Below are 12,243 nucleotides of genomic sequence, written 5' to 3' on the forward strand. Positions count from 1 at the left end.
CGCCGCCGCCACCAGTTCGGCGATGTGGCGCGGCTGCACGTCGACGCCGCCGACGCCGGCCAGCACGCCGTGCACGCGCGGCGCGTTCGGCAGGCCGTAGAGGGCACTGCGCAGTTCCTGGTGCAGGATGCCGCCCAGGCCGGGCGAGTGGTTGTGATCGAGCACCAGCACGTCGGGCACGCCCGCCAGCGCGACGCGCAAGGCCTGATGCGGCAGCGGGCGCAGCAGGCGCAGCTTGAGCAGTCCCGCTGCGATGCCTTGGGCGCGCAAGTCGTCGATGGCCTCGCGCGCGGTGCCGCACAGGCTGCCCAGCGCCACCACCACGATGCGCGCGTCCTCGCAGCGGTAGCGCTCCAGCAGGCCGTAGCTGCGGCCCGTGAGCTCGCCCCAGACGCGGTCCGCTTCCTGCGCCACCTGCAGCGCCTGCTCCATCGCTTCCTGCACCGACTGCCGGTGGCGGCGGTACATCTCGGGCGTCACCACGTTGCCCCAGGCCGAAGGTGCCGCGGTGTCGAGATGGCGCACGCGCTGGCAGGACGCGAGGTAGCGGTCCGCCGTGTCCTGCGCGGGCACCTGCACGGGCTCCAGCGAATGCGAGACGTAGAAGGCGTCGTGGCTCACCATGACCGGCAGCTGCACCGTCTCGGCGATGCGGAAGGCCTGCAGCACCGTGTCCAGCGATTCCTGCGGGCTCTCGCTGTAGAACTGGATCCAGCCGGTGTCGCGCTGCGCCAGGCTGTCGGTCTCGTCCGGCCAGAAGGCCCAGGGCGAGGCGACCGTGCGGTTGACGTTGCACATCACGATCGGCGCCCGGGCGCCGCTCGCGTAGTGCAGCACCTCGTGCATCAGCAGCAGGCCTTGCGAGGCCGTGGCCGTGAACACGCGCGCGCCGGCCAGCGCCGCCGGGATGCAGGCGGCCAGCACCGAGTGCTCGGACTCGGGCGTGAGGACCTGGGCCTGCATCGCGCCGCTGGCCTGGAACTCCGTGATCAGCTCCAGGATCGGCGTCTGCGGCGTGATCGGATACACCGGCACCACCTCGGGCCGCGCGAGCCGTGCCGCCCACGCCACCGCGTGGTTGCCGTTCAGGAGCAGGGTCTGGCTGGAGCTCATCGCAGTTCCTCCTGCAGCACCATCGAGCCGGTGGGGCATTCGCGCACGCACAGGCCGCAGCCCTTGCAGTAGTCCGCCAGCACGCCGTAGCCCTCCGGCCCGTGGGTCACGGCGAGGTCGGGGCAGAACTGGAAGCAGTTGTCGCAGCTGGTGCAGGTGCCGCAGGAGAAGCAGCGGGACGCTTCGGACTGCACTTCCTCGGGCGAGAGGGCCAGCTGCACCTCCTCGCTGCCGGCGAGCCGCTGCTCCACGCCGAGTCGCTGCGGTCGCGCACGTGCGGTGGCCGGGTAGTACCAGGTCGCGATCTCGTCCAGCCGCGGCGGCGCCATAGGCTGCGCGGGCACGCGCTCGGCACCGCGCAGCGCGCGGTCGATGTCGATCGCGGCCCGCTTGCCCATGCCCACCGCCTCGGAAAAGAAGCGCGCCATGCTGGCCACGTCGCCCCCGGCCCAGACGCCGGGGACGGCCGTGGCCTGCTGCGCGTCGACCCGCAGCAGGCCCCGCTCGGTGGCCTCGGGCGGGAACAGCGAGAGGTCGGTCTCCTGGCCGATGGCCGTCAGAACCGCGTCGGCCATCAGCTTGAAGCCGGCGTCGCCGGCCACCTCGACGCGCGGCGGCTGGCCGGCCCGGGCGGGCTCGAAGTGCACGCGCACGCAATCCAGCAGCAGCGGGCCGTCGCCGCCGACGCTGCGCACCATGGTGCTGTCGCACAGCAGCACGCCTTCCTCCAGCGCCTCCTGCACTTCCTCGCGCTGCGCCGGCAGGGCGTTGCGCGCTTCCAGCGAGAGCACGGTCACGGCGCAGCCGTTGCGGCGGGCGCTGCGTGCCACGTCCATGGCGCTGCTGCCCCCGCCGATCACCACCACGCGCTCGCCGAGCCGCGGCGGCGTGCCGGTGGCACAGCGCGCCAGGTAGGCCGTGCCTTCCATCAGCCAGGGCGCCTGCGCTGGCAATTGCGGCAGCGTCTTGGGGCGCGCGGCGCCGAGCGCCAGGTAGACGTGCGAGTGGCGCTCGCGCAGCTCCTCCAGGTCGCCCGGCGAGCGCAGCGGCGCATCGAGGTGCACGGTGACGCCGAGGGCCAGGATGCGATCGGTCTCCGCGTTCAGCACGCGCCGCGGCAGGCGGTAGGGCGGAATGCCATAGCGCAGCAGGCCGCCGAGCCGCGAGCGGGCTTCGTAGAGGCTCACCTGCCAGCCGCGCCGGCGCAGGTGGTAGGCCGCCGCCAGGCCGGAGGGGCCTCCGCCCACCACCGCCACGCGGCCCTCGTGCTCGATCGGCGGCGGCGCGAAGCTCCAGCCCGCGGCCAGCGCCGCATCGCCCACGGCGCGCTCCAGCCGGCATACCGACACCGCCTCGTCGTAGCCGGCGCGGTTGCAGGCGGTTTCGCAGGGATGGTGGCAGATGCGGCCAGCGATCGCGGGGAAGGGATTGTTGATCGTCAGGACTTCGAAGGCGCGCTTCAGGTCGCCGGCGCGCGCATGGCCGATCCAGTCGGCAATGTAGCTGTTGGCGGGGCAGGCCTGGTGGCAGGGCGAGGGCCGCGCCAGGTGCTGCGGCATCGCCGCGCGCCAGGTGCCGGTCTTGAAGACCTCGGTGCTGCCTGTCGTCCAGGCCGTCGGGGGCAGCGGCGCGTTCATGACGCAACCTCCTCGGCGGCGGCCTGGTAGCCGAGCGCGCAGGCCGCCGCGTTCTCCTCGCCCTGGCGGCCTTCGCGCAGCAGGCCCGCGAGCACGTCGAGGCCCGGCGCCCCGATGGCGCGGGCGAGCGCGCCGAGCAGGGCCGAATTGACGATGCGGCCCAGCCCCTGCGAGCGCGAGATCGCGATCGCATCGACCGGCACCACGCGGTAGCCGGGCAGCCGGTCGTGCCACTCGGCACGCGAGTGCACCGAGTTCACGACGATCAGCGTGTCGGGCCGCGCACGCGAGAGCAGCGGCGGCTGCAGCAGGCTGGCGTCGAAGCACAGGATCGCGTCGGCCTGCTCGATGTCGCAGCGCAGGCGGATCGGTTGGTCGTCGACGCGGATGAAGGAGCTCACCGGCGTGCCGCGCCGCGCTCCGCCGTAGCTGGCGAACGCCTGCACCTGCCGGCCCTGGGCGAAGAAGGCGCGCGCCAGCACGTTGCCCGCGGTCTGGGCCCCTTGCCCGCCGCGGCCCTGGATCATGATCTGCAGCATGGTGGTCTCGGATCCTTGATGAGAGCTGTCAACTCCAGACAGCCGGACGCAAAGGGCGCAAAGGTTCCGCAAAGGACGCAAAAGGAATACCTTGAAAGGGATTTCCTTTGCGTCCTTTGCGCATCTTTCGTGTCCTTTGCGTCCGGCTGTTGAATGGATGCCATGGCGATTCCCGGGCGCTCCGCTCAGGGCGGCAGCACCGCGGTCGCCTCCAGCTCGATGACCGCGGGGTGGTCCAGCAGGTCGGCCACGAAGATCATGCTCATGGCCGGATAGTGGCGGCCCATGCGCTCGCGCCAGATGGCGCCGAGCTCCTTGCGGGCGGCCAGGTACTGCGGCTTGTCGCAGCAGAAGGCGGTGATGCGGCAGATGTGCTCGGGCCGGCCGCCGGCCTGGCGCAGGATGGCCAGGATGTTGTCCAGCGCCTGCGCGAACTGCGGCGCGATGGACGTCGAGGCGAAGCGCTGCTGCGCGTCCCAGCCGACCTGGCCGGCCAGGAACACGATGCGGCCCGCGCGCGCCTCGATGCCGTTGGCGTAGCCCTGCGGCGGCGCCCACCCTTCGGGGAGTAGCGTTCGCATGGCCTCAGTGCGGATAGCGGGGCGGATCGGGATCCTCGTCCCAGCCCGCGGGCGGCGGCGGCGTGCGCTGCAGCCACGACTGCAGCAGCACGATGTGTTCGTGCTCGTCGGCCTGCAACTGCTGCGCGGCGCGCTTCAGGTCATCGCTGTCGCAGCGCTGTGCCAGGCCGGCGAAGAAGTCGTGCGCCCGCTGCTCGGCGTCGAGCGCGATGCGCAGCGCGTGCCACGGATGCATCAGGTAGTGCACCTCGTCGAACGCGGGCGCTTCCGGCGCGTCGGGCAGGGCCGGCGGCTGCGGCGCGCGCGACCAGCCCATGGTGCGCAGGATCTCGGTGGCGTGCAGCGCCTCCTGGCTGGCCAGCCGCCGGAACAGCGCCGCCACCTCCTGGTTGTTGTGGGTGGCGAGCACGTCGGCCAGTTCGCCGTAGCGCTCCACGGCCTCGCGCTCCAGCGCATAGGCCTGCGCCATCAGCTCCGCCAGCGTGCTGGGGGTCGTCACGGTTTCCCGGACCTTCATGGCTGTCATAGCGCGAACTCCTCTTCCATCTGTTCCAGCGCCCGCGTCGGCTCACCGGGGCCGCCGCTGTAGGGCGCGCGGTGGCCGGCGTAGAGCACGCCGATGTTGAAGCCGTCGTCGGTCATGATCCGCTTGGCGGCGCGGGCCGCGTCGTCGGTGGGGCCGACGGGCGCGGGATGGGTCATGTTCTTCCACTCCTTCTGCTCGGGGCGGAAGGTCACGCAGGGACTCAGGATCTCGATGAAGGAGAAGCCCGGGTGCCGGATGCCGGCCGCGATCAGTTCCGCGGTGGTGTTCTGGTCGCCGGAGAAGGCGCGGGCCACGAAGTTGGCGCCGGCCGCCAGGGCGATCACCAGCGGGTGGAAGGAACGCACGCCGGTGCCGCCGGGCGAGAGCTTGTTGTCCCAGTCCGGCTCGGTGGTGGGCGAGGCCTGGCCCTTGGTCATGCCGTACACATGGTTGTCCATCACGATGTAGGTCAGGTCCACGTTGCGGCGGCAGGCGTGCAGGAAGTGGTTGCCGCCGATCGAGTAGCCGTCGCCGTCGCCGCTGGCCACCAGCACGGTGAGGTCGGGCCGCGCGACCTTCAGGCCCGTGGCCGCCGCCAGCGAGCGGCCGTGAACGCCGTGGAAGCCGTAGCAGGTGGTGTACGCCGGAATGCGCGAGGAGCAGCCGATGCCGGAGACCACCGCCACCTCGTGCGGCGCGCGCTGCACCAGGGCGAGCGCCTTGGTCACCGCGTTGAGCACGGTGTAGTCGCCGCAGCCCGGGCACCAGATCGGCTTGGTGGCCGACTTGTAGCTCAGGGGCGTGTACGGATCGGCGGCCGCAAGCGCCGGCGCATGGGTCATGTCGTTCACTTCGTCTCCTCCTTGTCGGCGGCCCACGCGAGCACGGCGGCACAGATGTCGGCCGGACGCAGCGGCAGCGGCCCGGGGCGGTGGAAGCCGGCGGCCTCGCGCGGGATGGCCGCCAGGCCACGCAGGTAGCGCAGCAGCTGGCCTTCGTGGTTCTGCTCCACGACCATCACGCGTTCGACGCCGGCCAGCGCCTGCGCCATCGCGGCAGGCTGCAGCGGCGCGATCAGGCGCAGCACGATCACCCGCACCTCGACCCCCATGGCGGCGGCGCGGCGCGCGGCCTCGCGCACCGGCCCGGCGGCGGAACCGAAGGTGACGAGCGCCAGCGGCGCATCGCCTTCGATGTCGGCCCAGCGGCTGCCGTAGTCGTGCTGCGTGAGCTTGCGCAAGCGCTTTTCGAGTTGGCGCTTGTGGTCGGTGGCCTGGCTGCTCGGTACGCCGCTCTCGGCGTGCTCCAGGCCGTCGGCGGTGTAGGTGGTGCCCGGCGTGCCGGGGATGGCCATCGGCGAGACGCCGCTGGGCGTGTCGCCATAGCGCTTGTAGTTGGGGGTGTCGGCCTCGGCGACCAGGCGCCTGGCCTTCGGCGGCGGCAACTTCGGCGCGTCGACGATCGAACGGGACTGGCCCATGAACTGGTCGGACAGCACCAGCGCCGGCGACTGCAGCGCCTCGGCCAGTTCGACCGCCCATTGCGTGGTCTGGATGGTGTCGGAGATCGAGCTCGGCGCCAGCACCAGCCGCGGCGCATCGCCGTGCAGTCCGCCGACGGCGAAGGACAGGTCGCTCTGCTCGCTCTTGGCGGGAATGCCGGTCGAGGGGCCGCCGCGCATCACGTCCATCACCACGATCGGCACTTCGGCCGCGACCGCCAGGCCGAGGCCTTCGGTCATCAGCGACAGCCCCGGGCCCGCCGTCGCGGTGAAGGAGGGCACGCCGCCGAACGAGGCGCCGATGATCATGTTGATCGAGGCCAGTTCGTCTTCGGCCTGCAGCAGCGAGCCGCCGGCCTGCGTGAGCGCCGGCGCCATCCACTCCAGCACCTCGGTGGCCGGTGTGATCGGATAGGCGGCGACGAAGCGGATGCCGCCGCGGATCGCGCCGTAGCCGGCACCTTCATTGCCGCTGACCAGCCAGCGCCGGGCTTCCTGCTGCTGGAGCTTGCGCGGCTGCGGCGCGTGGCCGGAGGCGGCCGTCACGCCGGCACGCACCGCAGCCAGGTTGGCCTCCAGCGCCGCGGCGTTGCGCGTCCAGCCCTTGCGCACGGCGTCTTCGAGCGCCTGCACCGGCAGCCCCGCCATCGCCCCGGTGATGCCCAGGGCCAGCATGTTGATCCAGCTGCCGGGCAACTCCTTGGCCATCTTCTTCAGCGGCAGGGACAGCACGCGCGCGCCGCTGGCGGCGAACACTTCGGGGATCTCGCCGCCCTCGGCATCGCACACCAGCAGGCCGCCCGCGCGCAGCGGGATCTCGTCGGCGAAGCGGTGCACGTTCTGCCAGTCGATCGCGAGCATCACGTCGAAGGCGTCGTCGAGCGACTCGAGCTGCGAAGTCGCGAGCCGCACCAGGGCGGCCGCCTCGCCGCCGCGGATCTGCGGGCCCATGGTCTTCACCATCAGGCCGTACAGGCCGCTGCGCGCGGCTGCTTCGAGCAGCCAGTTGCCCGCGCTCATGACGCCGCTGCCGCCGCTGCCGGCGATGGCGATCGACACGCTGTCGAGCGCAGTGGCGGGGACGGGAGGGGCCGCGCCGAGCGGCCGGGTTTCGCTGATCAGGGACGCATCCACGCTGTCTGTCTCCTCTCGTGTCTATGGAACGGAGTAAACGGTCAGGGCCGCGGCGGGACCTTGAACCAGATCAAGGTTTCGCTTCGCGACGGCCCCCAGAATGCGCCAAATCGGCATTCGAGTACCTGTTTACCGTTTGTCGGCCGGCTCCCGCCCCGGCGCACCGCGGGTTAACCCGAATCGAGAGGAGACACAGATGAGCATCGACGCGTACCGCTGGCTGATGACGGCGCCGCAGGAGCCGATGGTGAAGCGCGAATTCCTGGCCACCGCCGGCCCGGGCGAGGTGGTGGTCGAAGTCTCCGGCTGCGGCGTGTGCCACACCGACCTCGGCTACTACTACGACGGCGTGCGCACCAACCAGCCGCTGCCGCTCGCGCTCGGCCACGAGATCAGCGGCTACGTGGTCGAAGCCGGCGCCGGTGCCGAGAGCTGGAAGGGCAAGGCGGTGATCGTGCCGGCGGTGCTGCCCTGCGGCGAGTGCGACCTCTGCCAGCGCGGCCTCACCACCATCTGCCGCGCGCAGAAGATGCCCGGCAACGACATCCAGGGCGGCTTCGCCTCGCACATCGTCGTGCCCGCGCGCGGCCTGTGCCTGGTCGACGAGCAGCGCCTCGCCAAGGCGGGCCTCAAGCTGTGGCAGGTGTCGGTGGTCGCCGATGCGCTCACCACGCCCTTCCAGGCGGTGCGCCGCGCGGGCGTGGCGCCCGGTGCGCTGGCGGTGGTGATCGGCGCCGGCGGCGTCGGCGGCTACTGCGTGCAGGTGGCGAACGCCTTCGGCGCCAAGGTGATGGCGATCGACGTCGACGAGCGCAAGCTCGAAGCGATCGCGAAATACGGCGCTGCGAAGACGCTCAACAGCCGCGGCCTCGATGCCAAGCAGGTGAAGCAGGCCGTGCAGGCCTTCGCCAAGGAACACGGCCTGCGCCCGACCGAATGGTTCATCTTCGAGTGCTCGGGCACCTCCGCCGGCCAGCAGGCCGCGTGGAACCTGCTGGTGCACGGCGCCACGCTCAGCGTGGTCGGCTTCACCATGGACAGGGTCGAAGTGCGCCTGTCGAACCTGATGGCCTTCGATGCCCGCGCCCTCGGCAACTGGGGCTGCCCACCCGAGCAATACCCCGCCGCGCTCGACCTGGTGCTGGCGGGCCAGGTGCAGGTCGCGCCCTTCGTCGAGGCGCACCCGCTGTCCGAGATCAACGCCATTTTCGGGGCGGTGCACCGCCACGAGATCCGCGCCCGCGTGGTGCTGCAACCGCGCTGAACAACCCCGAGGAGACACACCGAATGAACGCACCCGCCACGCCGATGCTGGAGTTCAAGAACCACGACCTGGCGCCGCAGCCGAAGACGCCCGGCGTGCGCTACGAGAAGCGGCCCGCGCGCCGGCCCGACGGCTCGGTCGCGCCGGGCCTCTACAACGCCTGGATCACGCTGGACAACCCGAGCCAGTACAACTCGTACACGACCGACATGGTCAAGGCCGTGATCCTGGCCTTCAAGGCGGCGTCCAACGCGCGCGACGTCAACTGCATCGTCTTCACCGGCGCCGGCGACAAGGCCTTCTGCACCGGCGGCAACACCAAGGAGTACGCCGAGTACTACGCCGGCCAGCCGCAGGAATACCGCCAGTACATGCGCCTGTTCAACGACATGGTCAGCACCATCCTGGCCGCCGACAAGCCGGTGATCTGCCGCGTCAACGGCATGCGCATCGGCGGCGGCCAGGAGATCGGCATGGCCTGCGACTTCACGGTGGCCCAGGACCTGGCGAAGTTCGGCCAGGCCGGGCCCAAGCACGGCTCGGCGCCGATCGGCGGCGCCACCGACTTCCTGCCCGTGATCGTCGGCGCCGAGCGCGCGATGGCCGCCTGCGTGCTGTGCGAGCCCTTCTCGGCCCACAAGGCCTACCAGATGGGGATGATCACCGACGTGGTGCCGGCCCTGAAGGTGGACGGCAAGTTCGTCGCCAACCCCCTGGTGGAGACCCAGCGCATGGTGGACGACTACGGCCGCAACGCCTTCGGCGAATTCAAGACCGGCGCCGCGGCCAAGGAAGGCAAGGCGCTGCTCGCCAAGGGCGAGGTGGACCTCTCGCTGCTGGACGAGAAGGTGGAGGATCTGTGCGCCAAGATCCTCATGACCTTCCCCGAGTGCACGCTCAAGACCATCGAGGAACTGCGCAAGCCCAAGCTGGCGGCCTGGAACGCCAACAAGGAGGACGCGCGCGACTGGCTGGCGCTGAACATGATGACGGAAGCGCGCTCCGGCTTCACGGCCTTCAACGAGGGACCGAAGGACGACCGCGAGGTCGACTTCGTGCTGCTGCGCCAGAAGCTCGCCGCCGGCCAGAGCTGGATCGGCGCGCTGCACGACGAGATCCAGCCCAAGGCGAAGAAGGCCTGAGATGGACAACGCCTCGCCCCTGAAGGCCTGGCTGGAGAAGGATGGCGCGCTGCTGCGCCTGCGCCTTTCCCGTCCCAAGGCCAACCTGGTCGATGCCGCGATGATCGCGGCGCTGCACGCGGCCCTGCTGCAGTACCGCCGCCACGTGATGCTGCGCGGCGTGCTGGTCGACGCCGAAGGCTCGCACTTCTCCTTCGGCGCCAGCGTGGAGGAGCACCTGCCCGAGCGCTGCGCCGCCATGCTCTCGTCGCTGCACGCCCTGCTGCTGGAGCTGCTGGAGTTCCCGGTGCCGGTGATGGTGGCGGTGCAGGGCCAGTGCCTGGGCGGCGGGCTCGAGCTGGCGCTGGCCTGCGGCCGCATCGTCGCCTCGCCCACCGCGCAGTTCGGCCAGCCCGAAATCAAGCTGGGCGTGTTCGCGCCCGCGGCCTCCGCGCTGCTGCCCTACCGCGTCAACCAGCCGGCCGCCGAGGACCTGCTGCTCACCGGCCGCTCGATCGGTGCCGAGGAGGCACTGCGCATCGGCCTGGTGCAGCAGGTCGCCGACGATCCCGCCGCCGCGGCCATCGGCTGGTTCGACCAGCACCTGGTCGGCAAGAGCGCAGCGGCACTCGCCTGCGCCACCGTCGCAGCCCGCGGCGTGATGCAGAAGGAAGTGCGCGCGCGGCTGGCGGAGCTGGAACGCCTGTACCTGGACTGGCTGATGCGCACCCACGACGCCAACGAAGGCCTGGCCGCCTTCCTCGAGAAGCGCCAGCCCGCCTGGACCCACCAATAGGAGCGCCGACATGACCCAAGGACTCAATCCCGTGCAGAAGATCGTCGAGCGCTGCCAGGCTCTCTTCGACGACCTCGACTTCAACGCCGTCAAGGAATGGAAGGCGGCCGCCCCGGGCCGCAAGGCGATCGGCTACATGCCCTGGTACGTGCCGCGCGAGCTGGTGCACGCCGCCGGTTTCCTGCCGGTCGGCATCATGGGCGGCGGCGACAACCTGGAGGTGATCCAGGGCGACGCCTACTACCAGAGCTACATCTGCCGCATCCCGCGCTCCACCATCGAGCTGGGGCTCACCGGCCGGCTCGACTGCCTGGACGGCATGCTGTTCCCCTCCATCTGCGACGTGATCCGCAACCTCTCGGGGATGTGGCAGATCCTGTTCCCGGACAAGTACGTGCGCTACTTCGACGTGCCGCAGAACTACCAGGACAACGTGGGCGGCAACTTCTACGTGCACGAGATGCAGGGCCTGCGCGACGACCTCGGCAAGCTGCGCGGCAGCCCCATCACCGACGCCGAGCTCAACGCCTCCATCCGTGTCTACAACGACAACAGTGCCGCGGTGCGCGAGCTGTACGCCTACCGGGCGCAGCAGCCGCAGCAGGCGCCCACCTCCGAGGTCTACCTGCTGGTGCGCGCCGGCATGGTGCTGCCGCCCGAGGAGCACACGAAGCTGGTTCGCGAATACATCCGCGAGACGGACAAGATCCCGCGCCCGAAGCGCGACAACGCCCGCGTGGTGGTGACCGGCTCGTTCTGCGAGCAGCCGCCGCTGTCGCTGATCAAGTCGCTGGAGATGGCCGGCTGCTACGTGGTCGACGACGACTACATGCTGGTCACGCGCTGGCTGCTGGACGAGGTGCCGAGCGACGGCGACCCGCTGCAGGAGCTGGCCAAGGCCTTCCTGCACCGCTCCGCCTCGATGCCGGCCAAGTACGACAACACGCGCGAGGAGAAGGGCGTGTTCCTGCTGAAGCAGGTGAAGAACCGCGGCGCCGAAGGCGTGGTGTTCGCCGCGCCGTCGTTCTGCGACCCGGCGCTGCTGGAGCGGCCGATGCTGCAGGACGTGCTGGCCAGGCACAAGGTTCCCTACACCGCCTTCAAGTACGCCGAGAACACGGGCCAGATGGCGCCCATCCGCGAGCAGGCCGGCACCTTCGCCGATTCGATCAAGCTTTGGAGCGACGCAGCATGAACAACCCGGTGATCCAGATGCCGGCTTCGAAGAAGCCGAAGCCCGTCGCCATCAAGGACGACGCGATGAACCTCCAGAAGGAGCTCATCAACGCCAACTACCACGACCTCGCGCACGCGCACGCGCAGGGCCGCAAGGTCGCCGCCACCTTCGTGCCCGGCAACCTGAACGAGCTCCTCATGTGCTTCGACCTGGCGCGCAGTCTGCCCGAGACCAACGCGCTGCAGAACGGCATGCGCAAGAAGTCGGGCAAGTTCATCATGGACGCCGAGCGCGACGGCCACTCCGAGGACGTCTGCACCTACGTCAAGGCGGACCTCGGCATGATGATGGGCGGCGAGATCGGGCCTACCGGCGAAGTGCTGCCGACGCCGGACATCCTGCTGCTCTCCTACACCGGCTGCTTCACGTTCATGAAGTGGTTCGAGCTGATCCGCCATCGCTACGGCTGCGAGACGGTGATGCTGCACGTCCCGTATCAGGGCGACGGCAAGATCGCGCCGAACATGCGCGACTACGTCGTCAAGCAGCTGAAGGAGAAGGTCATCCCGACGCTGGAGAAGGTCTCGGGCGTCAAGTTCGACATCGACCGCCTGCGCCAGTACATGAGGGAGTCGGCGAAGGCCGAGGACGACCTCGTGCAGGTGCTGCAGACGGCGAAGCAGCGGCCGAGCCCGATCGACGGCTACTTCGGCGCCGTCTACTACATCGGCCCCATCTTCACCGCCTTCCGCGGCACGACGGATGCTACGCGGTACCACCAGACCTTGAGAAACGAAATAGAGGAAAGGATCCGTGCGGGCAAAGGCCCCGTCACCCCGGAGGGCGACCACCCG

At 70.4% G+C, this 12,243-nt stretch carries 12 protein-coding genes; 5 read left to right on the top strand and 7 right to left on the bottom strand.

The window, feature by feature from the left end; translation table 11 throughout:
* The 7 genes from VFM98_RS01240 to VFM98_RS01270 form a co-directional block, all read right to left on the bottom strand.
* On the bottom strand, positions 1–1,113 hold a 1,113-nt coding region (locus tag VFM98_RS01240), incomplete at its 3' end, for a transketolase C-terminal domain-containing protein (RefSeq protein ID WP_325108066.1).
* Positions 1,110–2,750 (bottom strand): FAD-dependent oxidoreductase, encoded by a 1,641-nt coding sequence (locus tag VFM98_RS01245; protein WP_325108067.1) that lies wholly within the window; start codon positions 2,748–2,750, stop codon positions 1,110–1,112. The genes VFM98_RS01240 and VFM98_RS01245, both read right to left, overlap by 4 nt.
* Positions 2,747–3,289 (bottom strand): 2-oxoacid:acceptor oxidoreductase family protein, encoded by a 543-nt coding sequence (locus VFM98_RS01250; protein WP_325108068.1) that lies wholly within the window; start codon positions 3,287–3,289, stop codon positions 2,747–2,749. Before VFM98_RS01250 ends, VFM98_RS01245 begins: the two co-directional genes overlap by 4 nt.
* A gap of 185 nt (positions 3,290–3,474) precedes the next feature.
* A complete protein-coding gene (locus VFM98_RS01255) occupies positions 3,475–3,870 on the bottom strand; it encodes a RidA family protein (protein ID WP_325108069.1) in 396 nt (131 codons plus the stop codon).
* Between the two features lie 4 nt (positions 3,871–3,874).
* Positions 3,875–4,396 (bottom strand): ferritin family protein, encoded by a 522-nt coding sequence (locus VFM98_RS01260; RefSeq protein WP_325108070.1) that lies wholly within the window; start codon positions 4,394–4,396, stop codon positions 3,875–3,877.
* Positions 4,393–5,238: a 2-oxoacid:ferredoxin oxidoreductase subunit beta gene (locus VFM98_RS01265; RefSeq protein WP_325108077.1), complete on the bottom strand. Its 846-nt coding sequence runs from the start codon at positions 5,236–5,238 to the stop codon at positions 4,393–4,395. Before VFM98_RS01265 ends, VFM98_RS01260 begins: the two co-directional genes overlap by 4 nt.
* Positions 5,239–5,243: 5 nt before the next feature.
* On the bottom strand, positions 5,244–7,031 hold the full coding sequence (locus VFM98_RS01270; RefSeq protein ID WP_325108071.1) for a 2-oxoacid:acceptor oxidoreductase subunit alpha: 1,788 nt from the start codon (positions 7,029–7,031) through the stop codon (positions 5,244–5,246).
* A 196-nt stretch (positions 7,032–7,227) separates the two neighbouring features.
* Here VFM98_RS01270 and had point away from each other — a divergent pair, with 196 nt between their 5' ends.
* The 5 genes from had to VFM98_RS01295 form a co-directional block, all read left to right on the top strand.
* Entirely contained in the window at positions 7,228–8,295 is a 1,068-nt protein-coding gene (gene had, locus VFM98_RS01275) for a 6-hydroxycyclohex-1-ene-1-carbonyl-CoA dehydrogenase (protein ID WP_325108072.1), read from the top strand.
* A gap of 23 nt (positions 8,296–8,318) precedes the next feature.
* Positions 8,319–9,437: a 6-oxocyclohex-1-ene-1-carbonyl-CoA hydratase gene (gene oah, locus VFM98_RS01280; protein WP_325108073.1), complete on the top strand. Its 1,119-nt coding sequence runs from the start codon at positions 8,319–8,321 to the stop codon at positions 9,435–9,437.
* A gap of 1 nt (position 9,438) precedes the next feature.
* Positions 9,439–10,212, top strand: a complete 774-nt coding sequence (locus VFM98_RS01285) for a cyclohexa-1,5-dienecarbonyl-CoA hydratase (RefSeq protein WP_325108074.1) — start codon at positions 9,439–9,441, stop codon at positions 10,210–10,212.
* Between the two features lie 10 nt (positions 10,213–10,222).
* On the top strand, positions 10,223–11,407 hold the full coding sequence (bcrC, locus tag VFM98_RS01290) for a benzoyl-CoA reductase subunit C (RefSeq protein WP_325108075.1): 1,185 nt from the start codon (positions 10,223–10,225) through the stop codon (positions 11,405–11,407).
* Positions 11,404–12,243, top strand: an 840-nt coding sequence (locus tag VFM98_RS01295) for a 2-hydroxyacyl-CoA dehydratase (protein ID WP_325108076.1), incomplete at its 3' end; no start/stop codon positions are given. The genes bcrC and VFM98_RS01295, both read left to right, overlap by 4 nt.

It is taken from the genome of Ramlibacter sp. (assembly GCF_035706265.1).
In the GTDB taxonomy this organism is placed as follows: Bacteria; Pseudomonadota; Gammaproteobacteria; order Burkholderiales; family Burkholderiaceae_C; genus Ramlibacter.

Coding starts and splice junctions, on each gene's coding strand:
- VFM98_RS01250 (WP_325108068.1), bottom strand. CDS start 3,289: ATGCTGCAGATCATGATCCAGGGCCGCGGCGGGCAAGGGGCCCAGACC.
- VFM98_RS01260 (WP_325108070.1), bottom strand. CDS start 4,396: ATGACAGCCATGAAGGTCCGGGAAACCGTGACGACCCCCAGCACGCTG.
- VFM98_RS01265 (WP_325108077.1), bottom strand. CDS start 5,238: ATGACCCATGCGCCGGCGCTTGCGGCCGCCGATCCGTACACGCCCCTG.
- oah (WP_325108073.1), top strand. CDS start 8,319: ATGAACGCACCCGCCACGCCGATGCTGGAGTTCAAGAACCACGACCTG.
- VFM98_RS01255 (WP_325108069.1), bottom strand. CDS start 3,870: ATGCGAACGCTACTCCCCGAAGGGTGGGCGCCGCCGCAGGGCTACGCC.
- bcrC (WP_325108075.1), top strand. CDS start 10,223: ATGACCCAAGGACTCAATCCCGTGCAGAAGATCGTCGAGCGCTGCCAG.
- VFM98_RS01245 (WP_325108067.1), bottom strand. CDS start 2,750: ATGAACGCGCCGCTGCCCCCGACGGCCTGGACGACAGGCAGCACCGAG.
- had (WP_325108072.1), top strand. CDS start 7,228: ATGAGCATCGACGCGTACCGCTGGCTGATGACGGCGCCGCAGGAGCCG.
- VFM98_RS01285 (WP_325108074.1), top strand. CDS start 9,439: ATGGACAACGCCTCGCCCCTGAAGGCCTGGCTGGAGAAGGATGGCGCG.